The organism is Bradyrhizobium viridifuturi (assembly GCF_001238275.1).
Taxonomy (GTDB): domain Bacteria; phylum Pseudomonadota; class Alphaproteobacteria; order Rhizobiales; family Xanthobacteraceae; genus Bradyrhizobium; species Bradyrhizobium viridifuturi.
The window spans coordinates 65,883-85,470 of record NZ_LGTB01000033.1; the positions used below are offsets into that span (position 1 = coordinate 65,883).

Sequence of the window (19,588 nt, forward strand, 5' to 3'; positions counted from 1 at the left end):
GTCAGCCTTCGATCCTGGAGAAATCCGCCACCGCACGCGTCGCGGCGCGGATCTCGTTGAGCAGCTTCAGGCGGTTTTCGCGCACCTTCGGATCGTCGTCGTTGACCTTGACCTTGTCGAAGAACGCATCGACCGCCGGACGGAGCTTGGCCATCGCGCTCATCGCGGCGGCGAAGTCTTCCTTGGCAACCGCAGCGGAGGCCTCGGCCTTCACCTGGTCGATCGCCGCAGCCAGCGCCTTCTCTTCGTCGAGCTTGTAGAGCGCGGCGTCGGGCGCACCATCGAAGGTCCGCTTGTCCTTCTTCTCCTCGATGCTGAGGATGTTGCTGGCACGCTTGGTGCCCGCGAGCAGGTTCTTGCCGTCGTCGCTGTCGAGGAACTTGCCGAGCGCCTCGACACGGCGAACCACGAGCAGGAGATCGTCCTGACCGCCGAGCGAGAACACCGCATCGACGAGATCGTGACGCGCGCCCTGGTCGCGGAGCTGGACCTTGAGGCGGTCGGCGAAGAAAGCGAGCAGATCGTTCGGCAACACGTCGGCATCGGCCTTGACCGACAGTCCACGCAATGCCGACTTGGCCGTCGTCAGGATCGGCAGACGCAGAGCGTTTTCGACAATCAGCCTGATCACACCCAGCGCCGCACGGCGCAGCGCATACGGGTCCTTCGATCCGGTCGGCTTCTCGTCGATCGCCCAGAACCCGGCGAGCGTATCCAGCTTGTCCGCCAGCGCCACCGCGACGCTGACTGGATCGGTCGGCACACGATCGGTCGGCCCCTGCGGCTTCCAGTGCTCCTCGCTCGCGGCTGCAACCGAGGCATCCTCGCCCTGCGCTAGCGCGTAATACTTGCCCATCAGGCCCTGCAACTCGGGGAATTCGCCGACCACTTCGGTCAGCAAGTCCGCCTTCGCGAGCCGCGCGGCGCGCTTGGTCTTCTCGACGTCGGCGCGACCAGCGGCGCGATCTCCGCTGCCAACGCCTCGATCCGCTTAATCCGCTCCGCCTGCGTCCCGAGCTTCTCGTGGAACACGATCTGCTCGAACTTCGGCAGGCGGTCCTCGAGCCTGGTCTTGAGGTCGGTCTCGTAGAAGAACTTCGCATCGCTTAGTCGCGGGCGGATCACGCGCTCATTGCCGGCGACGATGGTCTTGCCGCCGTCGGGCGCCTCGATGTTGGCGGTCAGCACGAACTTGTTGGTCAGTTTCCCCGTCTTGGGATCCTTGACCACGAAGCACTTCTGGTTGTTGCGGATGGTGGCGCGGATCACTTCGTCCGGAATCGACAGGAACTGCTCCTCGAACGATCCCATCATCACCACGGGCCATTCAACCAGGCCGGAGACCTCGTCGAGCAGCACCTGGTCCTCGACCAGTTCGAGGCCCTGCGCGAAGGCTAGCTGCCTGGCATCGGTCAGGATCGTATCCTTGCGTCGCTCGGAATCGAGCACGACCTTGGCGTCGAGCAGCTTGGCCTCGTAATCCTCGAAACGGCGCACCGGGATCGCGCCGGGCGCATGAAGCGATGGCCGTAGGTGGTCTGCGCGGCCTCGATGCCGTCGACCGAGAATTTCACGACATCAGGCTCCTCGGTCTCCAGACCAAAGGTCGCGGTGACGGCGTGCAGCGGGCGCACCCAGGCTAGCGAGCCCGATTTGGCCGAACGCGCGCCCCAGCGCATCGATTTCGGCCAGGGGAAGGTGCGGATGATGACGGGGAGGATTTCGGCGATGACGTCGATCGCGGCGCGGCCCGGCTTTTCGATCAGCGCGATGTAGAAGTCGCCCTTCGCATCCTTCTGGATCTTTGCTTCATCCAGCGACTTGAGACCGGTCGCCTTCAGAAAGCCCTGCACCGCCGCGTCAGGGGCGCCGATCTTCGGACCGCGACGTTCGGTCTTCAAATCGGGCTGGCGCGCGGGGATGCCGCGCACGGTGAGCGCGAGGCGACGCGGGGTCGCGAACGCCTTGGCGCCTTCATAGACGAGACCTTCGGCGACTAGTTTGTCGGTCACCATGCGGCGCAGATCGTCCGCCGCCTTGGCCTGCATGCGCGCGGGAATTTCTTCGGAGAACAGTTCGAGGAGAAGATCGGGCATCAGACCGCCCTGCCCGTTTCAGTGTGGATCCATGCCTCGCCGCAGGCCTTCGCCAGGTCGCGCACGCGACCGATATAGCTCTGCCGCTCCGTCACCGAGATAACGCCGCGGGCGTCGAGCAGATTGAAGACGTGGCTCGCCTTGATGCACTGGTCGTAGGCCGGCAAGGCCATCAAATGTTCCTTCTTTTGATTGCCGCCTTCACGCCAGCCGGAGGCGAGATATTTGCGGCACGCCTCTTCCGCCATCCTGAACTGCTCGAACAGCATCGCGGTGTCGGCGTACTCGAAATTGTGCCGTGAATATTCCTGCTCGGCCTGCAGGAAGACGTCGCCATAGGTCACCTTCTCGGCGCCCTCGCGGCCGTTGAAGTTGAGGTCGTAGACGCGGTCGACGCCCTGCACATACATCGCAAGCCGCTCGAGCCCGTAGGTGAGCTCGCCCGCGACCGGCGCGCATTCGACGCCGGCGACCTGCTGGAAGTAGGTGAACTGGCTGACTTCCATGCCGTCGCACCAGCATTCCCAGCCGAGACCCCAGGCGCCCAGCGTCGGGCTCTCCCAGTCGTCCTCAACGAAGCGGATGTCGTGGACCGCCGCATCGATGCCGATCGCGGCCAGCGACTTCAGGTACAGCTCCTGAAGGTTGGGCGGCGACGGCTTCATGATCACCTGGAACTGGTAGTAGTGCTGCAGCCGGTTGGGATTTTCGCCGTAGCGGCCGTCCTTGGGCCGCCGCGAGGGCTGCACATAGGCCGCGTTCCACGGCTTTGGGCCCAGCGCACGCAAGGTGGTCGCGGGATGGAAGGTACCGGCGCCCATTTCCATGTCGTAGGGCTGCAGGATGACGCAACCCTGCTCGGCCCAGAACCGCTGGAGGGCCAGGATGAAGCCCTGGAACGAACGTTCCGGGCGCATGTGGTCAGGCAGGGCGTCCATCGTTGGAATCGATCTCGCGAGGGGGTGTGAAAACGCGCGGGACCGTATCGGCGGTGGCCAATGGAATCAAGGCGATGCCGGAAAATCCGGCACCGCCGATTTGCGGAGTTTGAAGCTGCTAGCCCGGGCGATAGGCCCCGGTCACGGGGTCGCGGCGCAGGGTCTTGATTTCGCTCGCACGCGAGGCCTCGGCCACGCGGGACAATCGCGCCTCTTCCAGTTCCTGGTTGATCCGGACGGCCGTCTTGTAAGCCCAGCGGACCACGGCCAGGCCACCCAGGACGCCTGCGAATGCAATCAGCGGCGGCATCGGTCGATCCTTGTCGTTCACGTCTGTCAGGCCCCCAATAACCCATTCTCGCGCAAGCCGGCCTGCGCCGCAATCGCGGTTTTGGGGCTAAATGGCGCGCTCAAATCCGCGTGTTCAGAGCCCGAATCTGGCCCAAATCGCCCGTGTTTCCACCGCCGAGATCAGATCGTCCGGCAGGCCAGCGATCCCGTCCAGCGCCGCCATCGAGCCGGCCCCGGGCGCCCGCCGGCCGAGCAGGCCGGACAGCATGCCGCTGGCGGGCGCGATCACCGGGGTCAGCACCTTCTCGCCATAGCGGGCCCGCAAGGTCGCGCGCAGATCGCCGATGCCGTCGGCAAGCCCGAGGCCGACAGCGGTCTCGCCCGCCCAGTACTCGCCGGTGAACAGCTCGTCGTCGGGACCCTTCAGGCGGCTGCCGCGACTCTGCTTCACCAGCGCAATGAAGATCGCGTGGATCTCGCGCTGGATCGACTTCAGCCGGGCGACGTCGTCGGGGTTTTCGGGGAGGAACGGATCGAGCATCGCCTTGTGCGCGCCCGCCGTGTAGAGCCGCCGCTCGACCCCGATCTTCTTGATCAGTCCCTCCAAGCCGAAGCTGCCGCCGACCACACCGATCGAGCCCAGGATCGAGGACGGGTCGCAATAGATCTCATCGCCCGCGCAGGCGATCATGTAGCCGCCGGACGCCGCGACGTCCTCGACGAACACCAAGACCGGCAGCTTCTTCTCGGCCGCCAGCTGCCGGATACGCAGATAGATCTGGCGCGACTGCACCGGCGAGCCGCCCGGTGAATTGATCACCAGCGCCACCGCCTTGGCATTCCGAGTGCCAAATGCGCGCTCCAGCATCTTGGCAACGCCGGCGAGCGTCATGCCGGGCCGCAGCGGCGTCACCGCGCCGATCACGCCCGACAACCGCACGACAGGCACCACCGCCGTGCCGCGCCGGAAACGTGCCGGCAACATTCCCTGCACGCGTTCGAGCAGTCCCGAACGTCCTCCAGAATGGCCTTGGCGATCACTTATTTGTTCACTCATGCCGTTACCTCGAATTAACCACTTTTTATCACGCCACTGTCATTGGATTCCGTGGAACGCGTTTTGCATTTTGTCATTGGGGTTGCAATTCGCGGCGGAGAGGGACTCATGAAGATCTATCTGCTGATTGTGCTGATCGGAACGCTCCTGACGGCGATCCGCTTCACATCAAGGCCGGAACGCCAGTCGGAAACGGCTTCGCAGTGATTTTGTGCCAGTGACGCGGGCAGTTCGCCTGCCCGTCAGCGCCGCGCCAGCGGCAATTCTCCCTTTCCAGCCAGGATCTCCTGCACCCATTTATTGGGCACACCTGACTCTTCATTGAGCAACAGCGCGGCATGGAGCCGCGTCGGCGCCCGGCCACCCTTGGTGGCCCGCACCAGGATTCGGATCGCCGGCGAGGTCCCATCACCATGAACCGGCAGCAGTTCGAGGCTGCCGAAGCCGCGGTCCAGCGCGGCCAATACGTCGGCAATCCCGTCGGCCCGCCAGATCATCGTCAGCTGCCCGTTCGACTTGAGAATCCGCCGCGCCGCGTGAACCCAGGCGGCAAGTGTTGTCGCGGTCGCGACATGGGCACGCTGGCGCACGCCGTCCGGCGAGGCGCGGTGCCGCGAGGGATCGTTGAACGGCGGGTTCATCAGCACGACATCGGCGCTGTCGGGTGCGAGCCCGGCCTGATCGAAGGCTGCGGCGCCGGCCTCGACATCGAGCACGATCACGTCGGCCACGATCGCGTTGGCACCGGCATTATTCCGGGCGAGCTCGGCCATTGCCGGGTCGATCTCGACCAGGACCAGGTCGATCCCCCTCACCCGCCGCGCCACCGCAAGCCCGGCGCGCCGACGCCGGCGCCGAGATCGACGACGCGGTCGCCTGACCGGGCCGGCGTCGCCGCGGCCAGCAGGATCGCGTCATGGCCGGCACGGTGGCCGCCGCGGGGCTGCCGGAGGCGCAACTGCCCGCCGAGGAATCCGTCTTCGGTGATCTCGGCGGCCTCCTTCCCTGACGCGTTTTCGTCACGCGAACCGGGGTCCACTTCGCTTGAAAACGCTCTAATCATCGGCCCGCAATTCGTGGCCGAGGCCGGCATCGGTCAGGAGCTGGCGGGCCTCGTGGTTGTCGTCCTCGTGCACCAGGATCCGCCGCGGCAGCACGCCGAGCGAGCCCTCGATGATGCTCATGTTCTGGTCCAGCACCAGATGGTGGATGTTAGCGCTGTCGAGCAGCGCGCCGATGGCGGAGACCAGCACCATGTCATTGGTCCGTACCAATTCCCGCAAAATACGCTCTCCTGTTGCCCCGGCAGTGCAGCGAATGCGTCATATGTCAACAGCTTCGAGGCCTTGCCGCTGCACCGCGCAGTTTCTATTGTTATAGCTGAGCATAGTGCGAATTCGGCAAAATTGGAGACCAGCGTGGCGGTTATTGTACCCTTCGAAAGCCCGTCCAATGCTTCGATCGACGGGCTGGTGGGACTTGTCGCCGCCGACATGGAGCGCGTCAACGCGACGATCCTGTCGCGGACCGGCTCCGAGGTCACCATGATCCCCGAGGTCGCCAATCATTTGATCTCCTCGGGGGGCAAGCGGCTGCGCCCGATGCTGACGCTCGCGATGGCCCAGCTCTCCGACTACACCGGCGACGGCCACATCAAGCTCGCCGCCGCGGTCGAGTTCATGCACACCGCGACCCTGCTGCATGACGACGTGGTCGACGAAAGCGAGCTGCGCCGCGGCAAATTGTCCGCGCGGATGCTGTGGGGCAACGAGGCCAGCGTGCTAGTCGGCGACTTCCTGCTCGGCCAGGCGTTCCGGATGATGGTCGAGGTCGGCTCGCTGCGCGCGCTCGACATCCTGTCCGCGGCCGCCGCCACCATCGCCGAGGGCGAGGTGATGCAGCTCGCCGCCGCCAAGAACACCGCGACCACCGAGGACGAATATCTCGCCGTGATCCGCGGCAAGACCGCGGAGCTGTTCGCGGCCGCCTGCGAGGTCGGTCCCGTGATCGCCAACCGGCCCAAGGCCGAGCAGACCGCCTGCCGCTCGGTCGGCATGAATCTCGGCATCGCGTTCCAGCTCGTCGACGACGTACTGGACTATGGCGGCAAATCCGCAAAACTCGGCAAGAATGTCGGCGACGATTTCCGCGAGGGCAAGATCACGCTGCCGGTGGTGCTGGCCTTCCGCCGCGGCAACGACACCGAGCGCCAGTTCTGGATCCGTGCGCTCGAGCGCGGCGAGATCGGCTCGAGCGATCTCGACCAAGCCATCGGCCTGATGACCAAGCACCGCGCCCTCGAGGACACCATCAGCCGCGCCCAGCACTATGGCGCGATGGCGGTCGACGCACTGGCGCTGTTCCCGCCCTCACCGATGAAGACGGCGCTGGAACAGGTCGTGGCGTTCTGCCTGGCTAGATCGCACTGAGTTAGCAAGGCAAGCTCGCGGCCGCATAAACGGTGTCGTCCCTGCGAAAGCAGGGACCCATACGCCGCGGCGAGACTTGCAGGCGGGACTCGTCGTTCTGACATCGGGCGACCATCAGCATTTGTGGTTATGGATCCCTGCTTTCGCAGGGACGACATCGAATTTGCGGTGCGGGTACGAGCCCTCCCCTTCACCAGCACCTAGATCCCGAAGTCCGGCGCGCGCCCTCCACCTACACGTCCTGCACAAAGCCGAGCACGGCGTTGAACACCGCTCCGGGAACACGCACCCGCTCATCGCGATCGAGCTCAGCCAGTTCATCGACGTGAGCATCGGGCTCGCGACTGACGATTGCTAGCCGGTCGAAGAATGCGAGGTCAAGTTCGCTGTCCTGCATGCGCATGGCGCCCCAAACGTCCCACGGCAGCATCTCGCGATTGTTCAGCGCGCCGATGTCGCGGACGAGATTGCCTGCAATGAACCAAAGTCCGTGCATGTCGAGGATGCCGAATGCGCTGGGATCGCGGCTCCCGGCGCGGCAGAGCGACCAGGCATCGCCGGCGACCAGGAACTGATCGCGCGGCACATCCGCCGCATCGAATCCGATCCCGAACAGCTCACGCTGCCGATGATCGATCTGGGAATCGAACAAGACCCAGCTTTTGCTGTCCTCGTTCCAATACTCTGTCACCCAATGGTCGAGGTATTTTCCCGCCTCGAAATAGGCGCCAAATCCGCAGCGCGCACGCGCCGGAATGCCCTGCGTGCGCAACATCGCCACGTGAAGCAGCGTGAAGTGCCTGCATACACCGACCTGCCGCTCGTTGACGGCACGTGCCGCCGCAAGCGGCCGGGCGTCGCGCGCTACGATTTCGCCCAGCATGGTCTCGACGGCGCGGACCTGCGATTGCGCCTGCCGGTCGCCGCCGAGCGTCACCCCATAGGCCGGGGCGATGTGCTGATGGATCAATAGACCCTGCACAGTCGCCGCAAGCGCGCCGGGGCCTTGCGGCAGGCCGTTGAACAGGGCCGCGTGACGTCCCGGATCGCTCATGGCAACCGGTCTTTCGTATCTGTCGACGTTCATCTGAAGAACCTCCCGCACGTCTCGCCTGCCGCGCAGCCACCACACAAACCGCTACTCCTTGACCGGCACCCAGATCTCGAGCCCGCCGACGCCGGTCGACGCGTCGAATCTCGCGTCGTAGCGCTCGAAGTTCGGCGCGTCGGCGACCTTCATGCCGGACTGCGGCAGCCACCTGTTCCAGATCGTGTTGACGGTGCGGCGGATGGTCGAGATGTGGTCGGCGTGGGTGAACACCACGTATTTCTGCGCCGGGATCCGGACCCGCGCGAACTCGCGCGGCAGGTCGGAGAAATCGGCGACCTCGACGCCCGCGATGTAGTCGAAATTGCCGGCATCATCGCCGTTGCAGCAGACGCCGTAGGCGCCATTGCCGATCTGGCGCGGAATATGCGCGTATTGCTGGTGGAAGCCATGCCACTGGCTCGGAATGCCGGCCGTGCTGTCGTTGGCGTGGTTATAGCGCTCGCCGACGCCGGCGACGAGAAAGGCCTTGCCGGTCGCGATGCGCGGCGGATCGAGATGATCGAGAGCAGTCGAGATCATGGTGATCGGCTCCTGGAGCTTGAGCGTCGTCAGGCACGGCGTCGCGCGCACGGTCTCCGGCGTGACGCCGAAATGGTCGCGAAACGCGCGGGTGAATGCCTCGTGGGAGCCGTAATCCGCATCCAGCGCCAGCGTCAGAATGTCGGGCGCACCGGCCGCAAGCTCGCGCGCAGCCTCGCTGAGACGGCGCGCCCGCACATAGCGCATCACCGAGAACCCGGTCGCTTCTGCAAACGCCCGCACCAGGTGGAAGCGCGAGACCCCGGCGACAACAGCGATGTCATCCAGCGTCAGCGACGTGCGCAGGTGGCTTTCGATGTACCAGAGCGCCTTCTGGGCTGGATTCATGGACGACGGCTTTCCTGCAAGGCTCCGGCATCATGCATGGCTGCGACCTGCGGCGCTTGACAGTCCTTGCTGCGCGCGGCGAAACCGTGGTTCCGCTCCGCGAAATTTTAAACCAAAGGCGTCGCTGGCAACAGCGTTGCAATCGTGCATACTCGCGGTTGCATCGATCCGACGGCTCATCAAGCTGCCCGAAAATCAAGACTGCACGAGCCGCGGCCAGCATGTCAGGGAGGACAATGATGCACCACCACCGCCTGAGCTATGCCAACTGCGTCATATCAGCGGCGCTTGCCGGACTTTTGACGATCACCGTCGCCGGCGCAGCCAATGCCCAAAAGAAATACGATCCGGGCGCAACCGACGCCGAGATCAAGGTCGGCAACATCATGCCCTATTCGGGCCCGGCATCCGCCTACGCCACGATCGGCAAGACGGAAGCGGCCTATTTCAACAAGCTCAACAGCGAGGGCGGCATCAATGGCCGCAAGATCAACTTCATCTCCTACGATGATGCCTACTCACCGCCGAAGATGGTCGAGCAGGCCCGCAAGCTGGTCGAGAGCGACGAGGTGCTCCTGGTCTTCAATCCGCTGGGGACGCCGGGCAACACCGCGATCCAGAAATACATGAACGCCAAGAAGGTGCCGCAGCTATTCGTCTCGACCGGCGCCGCCAAGTGGAACGATCCGAAGAATTTTCCGTGGACCATGGGCTGGCAGCCGAGCTACCAGGTCGAGGCCCGCATCTATGCCAAATACATCCTGCAGAAATATCCCGGCAAGACCATCGGCGTGCTCTACCAGAACGACGACTTCGGCAAGGACTATCTGATCGGCCTGCATGACGGGCTCGGCGATGCGGCCAAGAAACTGATCGTCGTCGAATCCTCCTACGAGACCTCGTCGCCGACCGTGGATTCTCAGATCGTGCAGATCAAGGGCGCCAACCCAGACATCTTCGTCAACATCGCGACGCCGAAATTCGCGGCGCAGGCGATCAAGAAGGCCGCCGAGCTCGACTGGCATCCGGTCCAGTTTCTCACCAACGTCTCGGTCTCGATCGGCGGTGTGATGAAGCCGGCCGGCTATGAGGCGAGCCAGGACATCCTGTCGACCCAGTATCTGAAGGATCCAGCCGATCACGAGTGGAAGAACGATCCGGCCATGAACGAGTGGCGCGCGTTCATGACCAAGTGGTATCCCGAGGGCGACCAGAACGATGCCTCGACCGTGTTCGGTTACGGCGTCGCCAAGGGGCTCGAGCAGGTGTTGCGGCAATGCGGCGACAACCTCACCCGCGAGAACCTGATGAAGCAGGCGGCCAGCCTCAACTTCGAGATCGGCATCTACCTGCCCGGCACGAAGATCAAGACCGGGCCGGACGACTACGCACCGATCGAGCAGTTGCAGATGATGCGCTTCAAGGGCGAGAGCTGGGAGCGCTTCGGCCCCGTCATGAGCGGCGAGAAGAGCTCGTAACGGCCTTCTCCACAATTTCGGCGTTCGTGATGCCCGGCGCTACGCCGGGCATCCACGTCTTCGACACGATTCACGAGCAAGACTCGTCACAAGCAAGGCTTTACAACCAAGACCTGCGATTGGCTGGAACCCGGGCGAGCCGCAGCAACGCCGTCCAGGCTGCGATGTCCGGCCTCACCGGCTCAAGCTGCATCCTGCGATCGGAAGGACAACAACAATGAAAATCACCGACGTCCGCGCTCACCATATCCGCATTCCCTATGATGCCGGGCCCGCGAGCTTCCGCCAGGGCGCGTCCGCAATCTCCGCGCTCGACATGGTGCTGGTCGAGGTGTCGACCGATGCCGGCCTGACCGGCTGGGGCGATGCCTTCGCCTATGTCTGCCCGAAGACCAGCTGCGCTGCCGTGGCCGAGATGATCGCCCCGCAGGCACGCGGCCTCGAGGTGCCGGACGCCGCCCGCATTCCCGCCGCGATGGAGCAGATCCAGCGCAATCTGCATCTGTTCGGCCGCTACGGCATCACGATGTTTGCGATCTCGGCGCTCGACATCGCGCTATGGGATCTCGCCGGCAAGGTGCAGAGCGTGCCGCTGCATCAATTGATCGGGGGTGCCAAGCGCAGCACGATTCCGGCCTATGCGAGCCTGATGCGGATCGGCAATCCGGCGCACATCGCCGCCGAATGCAAGAAGGCGATCAAGCTTGGCTATGCCGCGATCAAGCTGCACGAGACGACCGTGCCCGCAGTCGCTGCCGCGCGTGAGGCGATCGGTCCCACCGTGCCGCTGATGGTGGACATGAACTGCCCGCTGGACGGGCCGGCGGCGATCCAGTTCGCCCGCGACTGCAAGCAGGCCGCGCCGATGTTCCTGGAGGAGCCGGTCTGGCCGCCGGAGGATTTTGCGACGCTCGCGGAAGTGCGGCGAGAAGGCCGGCTCGATATCGCGGCCGGCGAGAACGCCTGCACCGTACATCAATTCCGCCAGATGATGACCGCGGGCGCAGTCAGCCACGCGCAGCCGTCGGTGATCAAGGTCGGCGGCGTCACCGAATTCCTGAGGGTCGCGGTGCTCGCTGACGAGTTCGGCGTTCAGGTCATTCCGCACTCGCCCTATTTCGGCCCGGGCTTTCTCGCCACGCTGCATCTGATGGCGATCCGTGACGCCGGGCTGATCGAGGTGTTCTTCATGAAGCGACCTGCCTGTCTGTGGGGCGACCGGATCGCTGTCGACGCCCATGGCCATGTCGCCGTGCCGCAGGGCTCCGGGCTCGGCTACGAGCCGGATCGCGACGTGATGGAGAAATATCGGGTGGCGTGAAGAGCCCCGGCTCTTTCCGCGTCATTGCGAGCCAACGGGTCGCGCGAACGCGCGCCCGATGACAGGCTCCGCAAAGCAATCCATCCCTCCGCTCGTTGTGAGGTGGATTGCTTCGTCGCTTCGCTCCTCGCAATGACGGTGTGCTACTTCGTCGCGTCCTTTGCCGCAGGCGCGGCATCCTTCGCCGCCGGCGCGTCGGCTTTCTTCTTCAGATCCTCGGTCAGCTTGAGCTGCGCCGCCTGCAAGTCGGTGACGAGCTTCTGCAAGCTTGCCACCGCATTCTGCAAGCTCGCGATCTGCCGGTTGGCGGCGTCGAGCTTCTGCTGATGATCCGTTGTCAGCTTGGTGATCGTCTTGTGCAGGAAATCGACGTTGCTCTGCAGGCAGCTGGTGCGCCGCTCCATCGTCTTCTCGACGGTGCAGATCTCGATGCCGGGAACGTCCTGCGCATGCGCGGTTCCGGCGACGCCGAGCGCAAGCGGCATGAGCAGGACAAGAGCGAAACGAGCGATCATCGGCATCCCCAATCACATGCGTCATTCACAGTTTTGTGCTCGCGACGCTGAAAGCTGGGCAGACATACCACACTGAAACCGCATTCGAGCGGTGTGCTTCACCCATTACGGGGACTACTCGTGGGGACGGGGGCCTTCGGAACTTGTTTGGTTCGACCCCTTTTGGCTCGACCTTGGGCAGTGGAGACAGATCGCATGGCAACGCGCGAAAAACGGCTGGCGCAATTCGATGGCAATGGCGAACCTTCGCCGGAACAGCGCGTGGAAGTGCTTTGTGAGGATCACAGCGGAACGTATCAGCTGCCGTTCGCCTGCCGCTTCGTCGACGGTCAGTGGCGCAATGACACGACAGGTGGCGCGCTGGAAGCCAACGTCATCGCCTGGCGCAAGCCGCGCGAAAAGCAACCGGGCATGGCCTGAGGCCGCAAGCCGCAGCTCCTGCACATGATCCTTCCGGTCATGTGCATGCGCTGTCTCAAAACGCGACGCGCATGCGACCTGCTTTAAGATTTGGAACGCGGATGGAACGAACCGCGTCCGAATCACTGATTGAGTGACGTACTCCGTTGTTCACGGCTAGATGTGGCGATCTGCCCGATACGGCGCACCACATACAGAAGCATGATGATCGGCCGCAGCCAGCGGCCGACGACAAAGGTTAATTCCTCCGCAGACGACATTTGCGATACCTCCTCTCCAATCCGCCTTGGCGATCATTTCCACGGGGTGATCGGCGGCACCGTCTCGGTCGCCGGCGGCACGTCCACCGTCTTGAAATCGGCGGGGCTGACGATCTCGAGGTATTCCATGTCCTTCGAGTAATCGAACAGGTAGTGCGTGATGCCGGGCCGCTGGTGGATGACGTCGCCGGCTTCGACCAGCGTCTCCTTGTCCTCGTACATGAAGCGCGCCCAGCCCTTGGTCATGATGACGATTTGAAAATCGCACAAATGCTTGTGCCAGCCGGTGCCGTGTTCTGGCGGCAGGTCGGGATTGGCCTTGACGAGGTGGCAGATCACCTGCCCGCCGGTGGCATCGGCAATGCCAAGATCGCGATACAGGAAGAAGTCGCGCAGACCTCCACCCTTGAACTCGGTGTCACCGGGTTTGACGTGGGAGAATTTGCTGACGACGGCGTGCTGGTTCATTTCAAGCCTCCACGGTTCTCGTGTTCGCGAGATCGCGGCGGGGGCTCAGCGTCCAAATTTTCGGCAGCGTCGCATCGTCGCGGTCACAGCTCGAATATTGCTATGCGAAATCCTTGCCAGCCCGGCCACGCTGCGGCGATCGGTCCCGCCACGCGCCGATATCGCGGCGGAAGCATTTGGCGCGAGGCGCATATTTGCCTTCGGCGCGCGCCGCGCTCGATCAGTCGCAGCGCCCGATGGCAGACGCGGACGGCACGTCGATTGAGCAAGTCTTGCCTGGAGCTTGAGCCGCCGGCGCAGTCAGGCCGGGTGGGCGGCTTGCCTAATATTCGACCTCGAGCTCCTCGACATCGGCAGGCTCAGCCTTTGCGGCCTCGGTCCATTCCTGCATCTCGGGCATCGCCATGATGGTGCAGGCATAGGTCACGAGAAGCGGGTCGAGCTTCACGTCATAGGTCATGAAGCGGGTCACGACGGGCGCATACATCGCATCCGCCATGGTGCGGCGCTCGCCGAACAGGAATGGGCCGCCGGACTTGCCGAGGCAATCGCGCCAGATGGTGCAGACACGGTCGATGTCGGCCTGCGCCCGCGACCAGATCTTGAAGCCGGGGAAGTGGCCCTTGAGATTGACCGGCAGCGACGACCGCAGCGTGGTGAAGCCGGAATGGATTTCGCCCGAGATCGAGCGGCAATGCGCGCGCTGGACCCGGTCGTCCGGCAGCAGCCCGGCCTGCGGCATGATCTCGTTGAGATACTCGCCGATCGCCAGCGTATCCCAGACGGTCGCGCCCTCGTGGCGCAGGCACGGCACCAGGATCGACGACGACAGCAGCAGCAGCTCGGCCCGTGCCGAGGGGTCATCGGGCGCAGTGACCACCTCCTCGAACTCCAGCCCGGCGAATTTCGCCAGCAGCCAGCCACGCAGCGACCAGGACGAATAGTTCTTGCTGCTGATGGTGAGTGTCGCCTTCGCCATATCAGTCCCTCACGCCCGAAAACCGGTCTCGCTGCCGGACGCCGCGCGCCGGTCCAACCGCCGCGCCCCCGGAGCCGGTCATTTTCGCAGCAAGCCACGTGCCAATTTGCCGGGCAGCGGGCCAGCCTCTGGCCTCGATATTGCTTGGCAGACCGGGCCACCGGGTGGATGCGTATGATGTCGATGATGTACCAAGCCTATCAGAACCATATGGACCTCACGGCGCCGTGGCGGACCGGCGCCGCAGCGGCTTTGCGCTATCTCAATCTTGCGCCCCGGGGGGCCTCCGACCGGACGTTCGGCCGGCTCGCCGCCGCGCTCGAGCTGATCTCGCGCTCCACCCTGACCTACGCCCGGCCGGACTACGGCATCGGCAGCGTCACCGTCGGCAACAGGGAAGTGGAGGTGACCGAGGAGGTCGCCTATGCGACGCCGTTCGGCTCGCTGCTGCATTTCAGGAAGGTGGACGGCCCGGAGCAGCCGCGGCTGCTGCTGGTGGCCCCGATGTCCGGCCATTTCGCGACGCTGCTGCGCGGCACCGTGAAGACGCTGCTGCAGGACCACGACGTCTACATCACCGACTGGCACAATCCGCGTGACATCCCGCGCAAGGAAGGCCGCTTCGGGCTCGAGGACTACACCGATCATCTGATCGACTTCCTCGGCCAGCTCGGGCCGCGCGCGCATATGGTGGCGATCTGCCAGCCCTCGGTGTCGGCGCTGGCCGCCGCCGCGATCATGTCGGAGGACAATCATCCGGCGCGGCCGGCGTCGCTGACCTTGATGGCCGGGCCGATCGACACGCGGATTCAGCCGACCAAAGTGAACCAGTTCGCCAAGAGCAAGCCGATCAAATGGTTCGAGGACAATCTGATCAACTACGTGCCGGTGCAGTGCAAGGGCGCGTTGCGTCAGGTCTATCCCGGCTTCGTGCAGCTCACGGCGTTCGTCTCGATGAATCTGGAGCGCCACATCAAGCAGCACATCGATCTCGCCGACCATCTCGCCAAGGGCGAGACCGACAAGGCCGAGGTGATCAAGACTTTCTACGACGAGTATTTCGCCGTGATGGATCTGCCGGCGGAGTTCTACATCGAGACCGTGCGCGACGTTTTCCAGGAGCATCTGTTGCCGCAGGGCATGCTGATGCATCGCGGCCGCCCGGTGAACCCGGCGGCGATCCGGCGCATGGGCCTGATGACGGTGGAAGGCGAGAAGGACGACATCTGCTCGATCGGCCAGACGCTCGCCGCCCAGGACCTCTGCACCGGCGTGCGCACCTATCGCAAGGTGCACCACATGCAGGCCGGCGTCGGCCATTACGGCGTGTTCTCCGGCAAGCGCTGGAACAATGAGATCTATCCGCTGCTGCGTGATTTCGTGCATGTGAATTCGTGAGGGCGCGCATCCTCTGCCGTCATTGCGAGCGAAGCGAAGCAATCCATGTCCCTACCCGGGGTTAGATGGATTGCTTCGTCGCTTCGCTCCGCGCAATGACGGCGGCACGTCCCTAGTCACGCCTCTTCCCGAGCTATAGTCTCCCAGGCCACGACGACCCCGTTCCCAAGAATCGTCCAGGGAGAAACTTCATGCGATCAGCCACCGCCTTTCGTGCCCTCACGTTCGCCGTCATCGGCGCTCTCGCCTTCACGTCAGCCGCGTCGGCCGCGGAAGTCCATGTCATGATCTCGGGCGGGCTGACGGCGGCCTACAAGGCGCTGGTGCCGGAGTTCGAGCGCAAGACCGGCAACAAGGTGGTGACCGCCTTCGGGCCGTCGATGGGGACGACCACGAACGCCATTCCGGTGCGGCTCGCGCGCGGCGAGCCCGCCGACGTGCTGATCATGGTCGGCTACGCGCTGGGCGACCTGATCAAGCAGGGCAAGGTGGTGGCCGACAGCCGCGTCGACCTCGTGAAGTCGCCGATCGGCATTGCGGTCAAGGCCGGTGCGCCGAAGCCGGACATCAGCTCGGCCGACAGCGTCAAGCAGGCGCTGCTGGCGGCGAAATCGGTCGCCTATTCCGACAGCGCCAGCGGGGTCTATGTCTCGACCGAGATGTTCGGCAAGCTCGGCATTGCCGACCAGATGAAGGACAAGGCGCGGATGATCCCGGCAACTCCGGTCGGCGAGATCGTGGCCAAGGGTGGGGCCGAGATCGGCCTGCAGCAGATCTCCGAGCTGAAGCCCGTTAGCGGCATCGACATCGTCGGCCCGCTGCCGGAGCCGCTGCAGAAGATCACGGTGTTTTCAGCCGGGATCGCGACCGTCTCGAAGGAGCCCGACGCCGGCAAGGCGCTGATCAGCTTCCTCGCCTCATCAGATGCGCGCGACGCGCTGGTCAAGAGCGGGCTGGATCCGATTGCGGCGGGCGCCACGCATTAGGCACCTACTCGAACTCGTTCCCCGTCATCCTGAGGTGCGAGCCTTGCGGCGCTATTGCGCCGCTGGGCGAGCCTCGAAGGATGAATCGGCCACCAGCCGGGCCGTGCATCCTTCGAGACGCGCTACGCGCTCCTCAGGATGACGGGGTGGGTCGTCGCACTCCCTACCGCAAATGATGCGCGCCATAGGCCAGCAACAGCACCACGACGAGCGCCAGCAGCAGCGTGGTCGACTTCCAGAACAGCACCGGGTTGCGTTCGATCAGCGGTGTCGATGACGTCGTCAGGTACCTTGCGTTGGGATTGCGCAGGTCGAACAGGAACTCGGAAAAGCTGTCATAGCGCTTGAGCGGATTGATCTGCACGGCGCGCTCCAGCGTACCGTCGACCCAGCTCGGGATGTCGCGGCCGCCATGCGCGGCCGGACGATAGACCAGCCGGTTGAAATCGGATCGGGTGCGGGCGCGCGCGATCTGCGCGCCGTAGGGCAAGCGCCCCGTCAGCATCTGATAGGTGACGACCCCGAGCGAGAACAGGTCGGAGCGCGCCGAGCCCCCCTCGCCGAGGAAATACTCCGGTGCGGTATATTGCTGGGTGCCCAGGATGTCCTCGACGCCCGCCGGCACCGCCTCGGCGACGCCCGCGATCCGGGTCGAGCCGAAATCGATGATCTTCACCGTTCCGGTGCTGTCGATCATGATGTTGTCGGGCCTGACGTCCTGGTGCAGCATCTCCTTGCGGTGGAACGCGCGCAGGCCCTTGGCGATCTGCTCGGTGACGTCGCGCACCGTCTCGAGCGAGGGCGCAGGATTGTCTGTTATCCACTGTGTCAGCGTCTGGCCGTCGATATACTCCATCGCGACATAGAGGAAGTTGCGCTTGCGCTGCGGCAGATATGGCTTCAGCACATGCGGACTGTCGATCCGCTTGGCGACCCACTCCTCCATCACAAAGCGCTTCAGATAGGCGCCGTCGTCGCGCAGGTCGATTGAGGGGATCTTGATCGTGACCGTGGTGCCGCTCTCCTCGTCAACAGCGAGATAGATGTGGCTGCGGTGCGAGGCATGCAGCTCGCGCACGACGCGATAACCGTCGAACAGCATCCGTGCATCGAGCAGCGGCGGCAGCGGCAGCTCGGTCGGCTGGCCGAACACCTCGCTGGCATCGCCGTCAGGCAGTTCGTCGATCCGGATGATCTGCGCGGTGAGATTGTCCGGGCTGCCGTTCTCATAGGCCTGTTCGACGAGCGACTTCGCGGCCGCATCGAGGTCGGCGGCGCCGTCCCTGATCGTCTTCGCCAGTTGCCGCGCCGGGACGTGTTCGTAGACGCCGTCGGTCACCAGCAGGAAGGCATCGCCGCGCTCGAGCGGGAGATTCTGGTAGTCGATCTCGAGCTGCGGGTTCACGCCGAGCGCGCGGCCGAGATAGCTCTGCTGTGACGAGATCACGACGCGGTGGTCGTTGGTCAGCTGCTCGAGACTGTTGCCGGCGACGCGGTAGATCCTGCTGTCCCCGACATGGAACAGGTGCGCCGTGGTCGACCGGATCACCAGCGCGCTCAGCGTGCAGACATAACCCTTGTCCTTGTCGTAGGGGTTCTGGCTGCGCCGGGTCTGCGCATGCAGCCAGGAATTGGTCGCCTCCAGCACCCGCTGCGCCGAGCTCTTCACCGACCAGGATTCCGAGGTGCAGTAGTAGTCGGTGAGGAAGCTCTTGACCGCGGACTCCGCGGCAATGCGGCTGACGCTGCTCGAGGAGATGCCGTCGGCGAGCACCACAGCGATCCCCTTCAGGCCGAGCAGCGGCTCGTCGGGGATCAGCGCGCCGTGGAAATCCTGATTGGTGTCCTTGCGGCCCTGATCAGAGAATTGCCCGACCGATATTTTCAGCGTGCGCGGCATCGACCGTCCCAAAGCGAATGGGGCCCTCCGTGACAGGAGAGCCCCACAAGCCGGCCAGGATCAAGCCGCCAGGCGCTGGCGCTTCGGCGCCGTCTTCACATGCGTGGTGTAGAGCGTCAGCCCGGTGAAGGCGAGGCCGCCGGCGAGGTTTCCGAGCACGGTCGGGATCTCGTTCCAGATCAGATAGTCCATGATCGAGAACTTGGCATGGAGCATCAGTCCCGACGGAAACAGGAACATGTTCACCACCGAATGCTCGAACACCATGTAGAAGAACACCAGGATCGGCATCCACATCGCGATGACCTTGCCGGGCACCGTCGTGGAGATCATGGCGCCAACGACGCCGGTCGAGACCATCCAGTTGCAGAGCATGCCGCGAATGAACAGCGTGGCCATGCCGGCCGCGCCATGCGCCGCATAGCCCAGCGTTCGCGCCTCGCCGACGTTTCCGATGGTCATGCCGACCTTGTCAGGCTCCTGCGTGAAGCCGAAGGTCGTGACGAACGCCATCATGAAGGCAACCGTCAGCGCGCCGGCGAAATTGCCGATGAAGACGAGGCCCCAGTTGCGCAGCACGCCGCCGAGCGTGACGCCGGGCCGCTTGTCGAGCAGCGCGAGCGGCGACAGCACGAACACGCCGGTCAAGAGGTCGAAGCCCAGCAGATAGAGCATCACGAAGCCGACCGGAAACAGCAGCGCGCCGACGATCGGCTGCCCCGTGTTGACGTTGATCGTGACCGCGAACCAGGCTGCCAGCGCGAGGATCGCGCCGGCCATGTAGGCGCGGATCACGGTGTCGCGCGTCGACATGAAGATCTTGGATTCACCGGCATCCACCATCTTGGTGACGAATTCGGACGGTGCGAGATAGGCCATTCGTAAATTCCCCTTGCGCAATTCGGCCGCGCCGGTTGCCTGCCGGAAGCGACGCGGGTTGGTGGAAATGCTCGTCCGTCCGGGGGAGATGGGGATGCAACGATTGCTCGAGGCACCCGGGCCGGGCGCCTTGATCCCCTCGCCTCGGCCAGCACTGGCTTCGGCAATCCGGAGGACGGCAGTCGTCATTGACTG

General features: G+C 64.4%; 18 protein-coding genes and 2 pseudogenes. 6 read left to right on the plus strand and 14 right to left on the minus strand.

Features of this window, described 5'->3' with window-relative positions; genetic code table 11:
- Position 1: 1 nt before the first annotated feature.
- The 6 genes and pseudogenes from glyS to ALC15_RS27445 form a co-directional block, all read right to left on the minus strand.
- Positions 2-2,096, minus strand: a pseudogene (glyS, locus tag ALC15_RS27420) (glycine--tRNA ligase subunit beta).
- Positions 2,096-3,034: a glycine--tRNA ligase subunit alpha gene (locus tag ALC15_RS27425; protein WP_050629978.1), complete on the minus strand. Its 939-nt coding sequence runs from the start codon at positions 3,032-3,034 to the stop codon at positions 2,096-2,098. Before ALC15_RS27425 ends, glyS begins: the two are co-directional and overlap by 1 nt.
- 118 nt (positions 3,035-3,152) lie before the next feature.
- A complete protein-coding gene (locus ALC15_RS27430) occupies positions 3,153-3,344 on the minus strand; it encodes a hypothetical protein (protein ID WP_021080015.1) in 192 nt (63 codons plus the stop codon).
- Positions 3,345-3,458: 114 nt separating this feature from the next.
- Positions 3,459-4,382, minus strand: a complete 924-nt coding sequence (locus ALC15_RS27435) for a S49 family peptidase (protein WP_050629979.1) — start codon at positions 4,380-4,382, stop codon at positions 3,459-3,461.
- Between the two features lie 242 nt (positions 4,383-4,624).
- A pseudogene (locus ALC15_RS27440) lies at positions 4,625-5,421 on the minus strand (tRNA1(Val) (adenine(37)-N6)-methyltransferase).
- 16 nt (positions 5,422-5,437) lie between these two features.
- A complete protein-coding gene (locus ALC15_RS27445) occupies positions 5,438-5,665 on the minus strand; it encodes a putative signal transducing protein (RefSeq protein ID WP_026193157.1) in 228 nt (75 codons plus the stop codon).
- Between the two features lie 135 nt (positions 5,666-5,800).
- Here ALC15_RS27445 and ALC15_RS27450 point away from each other — a divergent pair, with 135 nt between their 5' ends.
- The gene (locus tag ALC15_RS27450) at positions 5,801-6,811 is read left to right on the plus strand and encodes a polyprenyl synthetase family protein (protein ID WP_050630016.1); all 1,011 of its coding nucleotides are present in this window, start codon (positions 5,801-5,803) and stop codon (positions 6,809-6,811) included.
- Positions 6,812-7,043: 232 nt separating this feature from the next.
- On the opposite strand, the gene ALC15_RS27455 is transcribed toward ALC15_RS27450, so the two are convergent.
- Together ALC15_RS27455 and ALC15_RS27460 are read right to left on the minus strand one after the other, a co-directional pair.
- Complete coding sequence (locus ALC15_RS27455) at positions 7,044-7,898, minus strand: transglutaminase-like domain-containing protein (RefSeq protein WP_050629980.1); 855 nt, start codon at positions 7,896-7,898, stop codon at positions 7,044-7,046.
- 51 nt (positions 7,899-7,949) lie between these two features.
- Complete coding sequence (locus tag ALC15_RS27460) at positions 7,950-8,789, minus strand: AraC family transcriptional regulator (RefSeq protein ID WP_050629981.1); 840 nt, start codon at positions 8,787-8,789, stop codon at positions 7,950-7,952.
- A gap of 236 nt (positions 8,790-9,025) precedes the next feature.
- Between ALC15_RS27460 and ALC15_RS27465 the strand changes: the two genes are divergently transcribed.
- The gene (locus ALC15_RS27465; RefSeq protein WP_050629982.1) at positions 9,026-10,267 is read left to right on the plus strand and encodes an ABC transporter substrate-binding protein; all 1,242 of its coding nucleotides are present in this window, start codon (positions 9,026-9,028) and stop codon (positions 10,265-10,267) included.
- Positions 10,268-10,484: 217 nt separating this feature from the next.
- Positions 10,485-11,588, plus strand: coding sequence for a mandelate racemase/muconate lactonizing enzyme family protein (locus tag ALC15_RS27475; RefSeq protein WP_050629984.1), 1,104 nt, complete (start codon positions 10,485-10,487; stop codon positions 11,586-11,588).
- Between the two features lie 143 nt (positions 11,589-11,731).
- Here the strand turns inward: ALC15_RS27475 and ALC15_RS27480 are convergent, their stop codons facing one another.
- A complete protein-coding gene (locus tag ALC15_RS27480; protein ID WP_050630017.1) occupies positions 11,732-12,103 on the minus strand; it encodes a hypothetical protein in 372 nt (123 codons plus the stop codon).
- Between the two features lie 195 nt (positions 12,104-12,298).
- On the opposite strand from ALC15_RS27480, the gene ALC15_RS27485 reads away from it, so the two are divergent.
- Positions 12,299-12,523: a hypothetical protein gene (locus ALC15_RS27485; RefSeq protein ID WP_050629985.1), complete on the plus strand. Its 225-nt coding sequence runs from the start codon at positions 12,299-12,301 to the stop codon at positions 12,521-12,523.
- Positions 12,524-12,645: 122 nt separating this feature from the next.
- Here ALC15_RS27485 and ALC15_RS44905 read toward each other — a convergent pair whose 3' ends face one another.
- The 3 genes from ALC15_RS44905 to ALC15_RS27495 all read right to left on the minus strand — a co-directional run bounded on the left by ALC15_RS44905 (position 12,646) and on the right by ALC15_RS27495 (position 14,230).
- The gene (locus ALC15_RS44905; protein ID WP_167350170.1) at positions 12,646-12,783 is read right to left on the minus strand and encodes a hypothetical protein; all 138 of its coding nucleotides are present in this window, start codon (positions 12,781-12,783) and stop codon (positions 12,646-12,648) included.
- Between the two features lie 33 nt (positions 12,784-12,816).
- On the minus strand, positions 12,817-13,251 hold the full coding sequence (locus ALC15_RS27490) for a cupin domain-containing protein (protein WP_050629986.1): 435 nt from the start codon (positions 13,249-13,251) through the stop codon (positions 12,817-12,819).
- Positions 13,252-13,573: 322 nt separating this feature from the next.
- The gene (locus ALC15_RS27495; protein WP_050629987.1) at positions 13,574-14,230 is read right to left on the minus strand and encodes a glutathione S-transferase; all 657 of its coding nucleotides are present in this window, start codon (positions 14,228-14,230) and stop codon (positions 13,574-13,576) included.
- Between the two features lie 174 nt (positions 14,231-14,404).
- Between ALC15_RS27495 and ALC15_RS27500 the strand changes: the two genes are divergently transcribed.
- Both ALC15_RS27500 and ALC15_RS27505 read left to right on the plus strand, forming a co-directional pair.
- Positions 14,405-15,628: a polyhydroxyalkanoate depolymerase gene (locus ALC15_RS27500; RefSeq protein WP_094194138.1), complete on the plus strand. Its 1,224-nt coding sequence runs from the start codon at positions 14,405-14,407 to the stop codon at positions 15,626-15,628.
- Between the two features lie 191 nt (positions 15,629-15,819).
- Complete coding sequence (locus ALC15_RS27505) at positions 15,820-16,614, plus strand: substrate-binding domain-containing protein (RefSeq protein ID WP_050629988.1); 795 nt, start codon at positions 15,820-15,822, stop codon at positions 16,612-16,614.
- Positions 16,615-16,777: 163 nt separating this feature from the next.
- On the opposite strand, the gene ALC15_RS27510 is transcribed toward ALC15_RS27505, so the two are convergent.
- Positions 16,778-18,514 carry a bifunctional protein-serine/threonine kinase/phosphatase gene (locus ALC15_RS27510; protein WP_050629989.1) on the minus strand — a complete coding sequence of 579 codons (1,737 nt, stop codon included), beginning with the start codon at positions 18,512-18,514 and terminating at the stop codon, positions 16,778-16,780.
- Positions 18,515-18,574: 60 nt separating this feature from the next.
- A complete protein-coding gene (locus ALC15_RS27515) occupies positions 18,575-19,393 on the minus strand; it encodes a formate/nitrite transporter family protein (protein ID WP_050629990.1) in 819 nt (272 codons plus the stop codon).
- Positions 19,394-19,588: the final 195 nt, after the last annotated feature.

Excerpts from the sequence above, each read along its gene's own strand:
- ALC15_RS27490 (WP_050629986.1), bottom strand. The coding sequence starts at position 13,251 with ATGAACCAGCACGCCGTCGTCAGCAAATTCTCCCACGTCAAACCCGGT.
- ALC15_RS27435 (WP_050629979.1), bottom strand. The coding sequence starts at position 4,382 with ATGAGTGAACAAATAAGTGATCGCCAAGGCCATTCTGGAGGACGTTCG.
- ALC15_RS27465 (WP_050629982.1), top strand. The coding sequence starts at position 9,026 with ATGATGCACCACCACCGCCTGAGCTATGCCAACTGCGTCATATCAGCG.
- ALC15_RS27485 (WP_050629985.1), top strand. The coding sequence starts at position 12,299 with ATGGCAACGCGCGAAAAACGGCTGGCGCAATTCGATGGCAATGGCGAA.
- ALC15_RS27510 (WP_050629989.1), bottom strand. The coding sequence starts at position 18,514 with ATGCCGCGCACGCTGAAAATATCGGTCGGGCAATTCTCTGATCAGGGC.
- ALC15_RS27475 (WP_050629984.1), top strand. The coding sequence starts at position 10,485 with ATGAAAATCACCGACGTCCGCGCTCACCATATCCGCATTCCCTATGAT.
- ALC15_RS27455 (WP_050629980.1), bottom strand. The coding sequence starts at position 7,898 with ATGAACGTCGACAGATACGAAAGACCGGTTGCCATGAGCGATCCGGGA.
- ALC15_RS27425 (WP_050629978.1), bottom strand. The coding sequence starts at position 3,034 with ATGGACGCCCTGCCTGACCACATGCGCCCGGAACGTTCGTTCCAGGGC.
- ALC15_RS27515 (WP_050629990.1), bottom strand. The coding sequence starts at position 19,393 with ATGGCCTATCTCGCACCGTCCGAATTCGTCACCAAGATGGTGGATGCC.
- ALC15_RS27460 (WP_050629981.1), bottom strand. The coding sequence starts at position 8,789 with ATGAATCCAGCCCAGAAGGCGCTCTGGTACATCGAAAGCCACCTGCGC.
- ALC15_RS27430 (WP_021080015.1), bottom strand. The coding sequence starts at position 3,344 with ATGCCGCCGCTGATTGCATTCGCAGGCGTCCTGGGTGGCCTGGCCGTG.
- ALC15_RS27500 (WP_094194138.1), top strand. The coding sequence starts at position 14,405 with ATGATGTCGATGATGTACCAAGCCTATCAGAACCATATGGACCTCACG.
- ALC15_RS27495 (WP_050629987.1), bottom strand. The coding sequence starts at position 14,230 with ATGGCGAAGGCGACACTCACCATCAGCAGCAAGAACTATTCGTCCTGG.
- ALC15_RS44905 (WP_167350170.1), bottom strand. The coding sequence starts at position 12,783 with ATGTCGTCTGCGGAGGAATTAACCTTTGTCGTCGGCCGCTGGCTGCGG.
- ALC15_RS27505 (WP_050629988.1), top strand. The coding sequence starts at position 15,820 with ATGCGATCAGCCACCGCCTTTCGTGCCCTCACGTTCGCCGTCATCGGC.
- ALC15_RS27480 (WP_050630017.1), bottom strand. The coding sequence starts at position 12,103 with ATGATCGCTCGTTTCGCTCTTGTCCTGCTCATGCCGCTTGCGCTCGGC.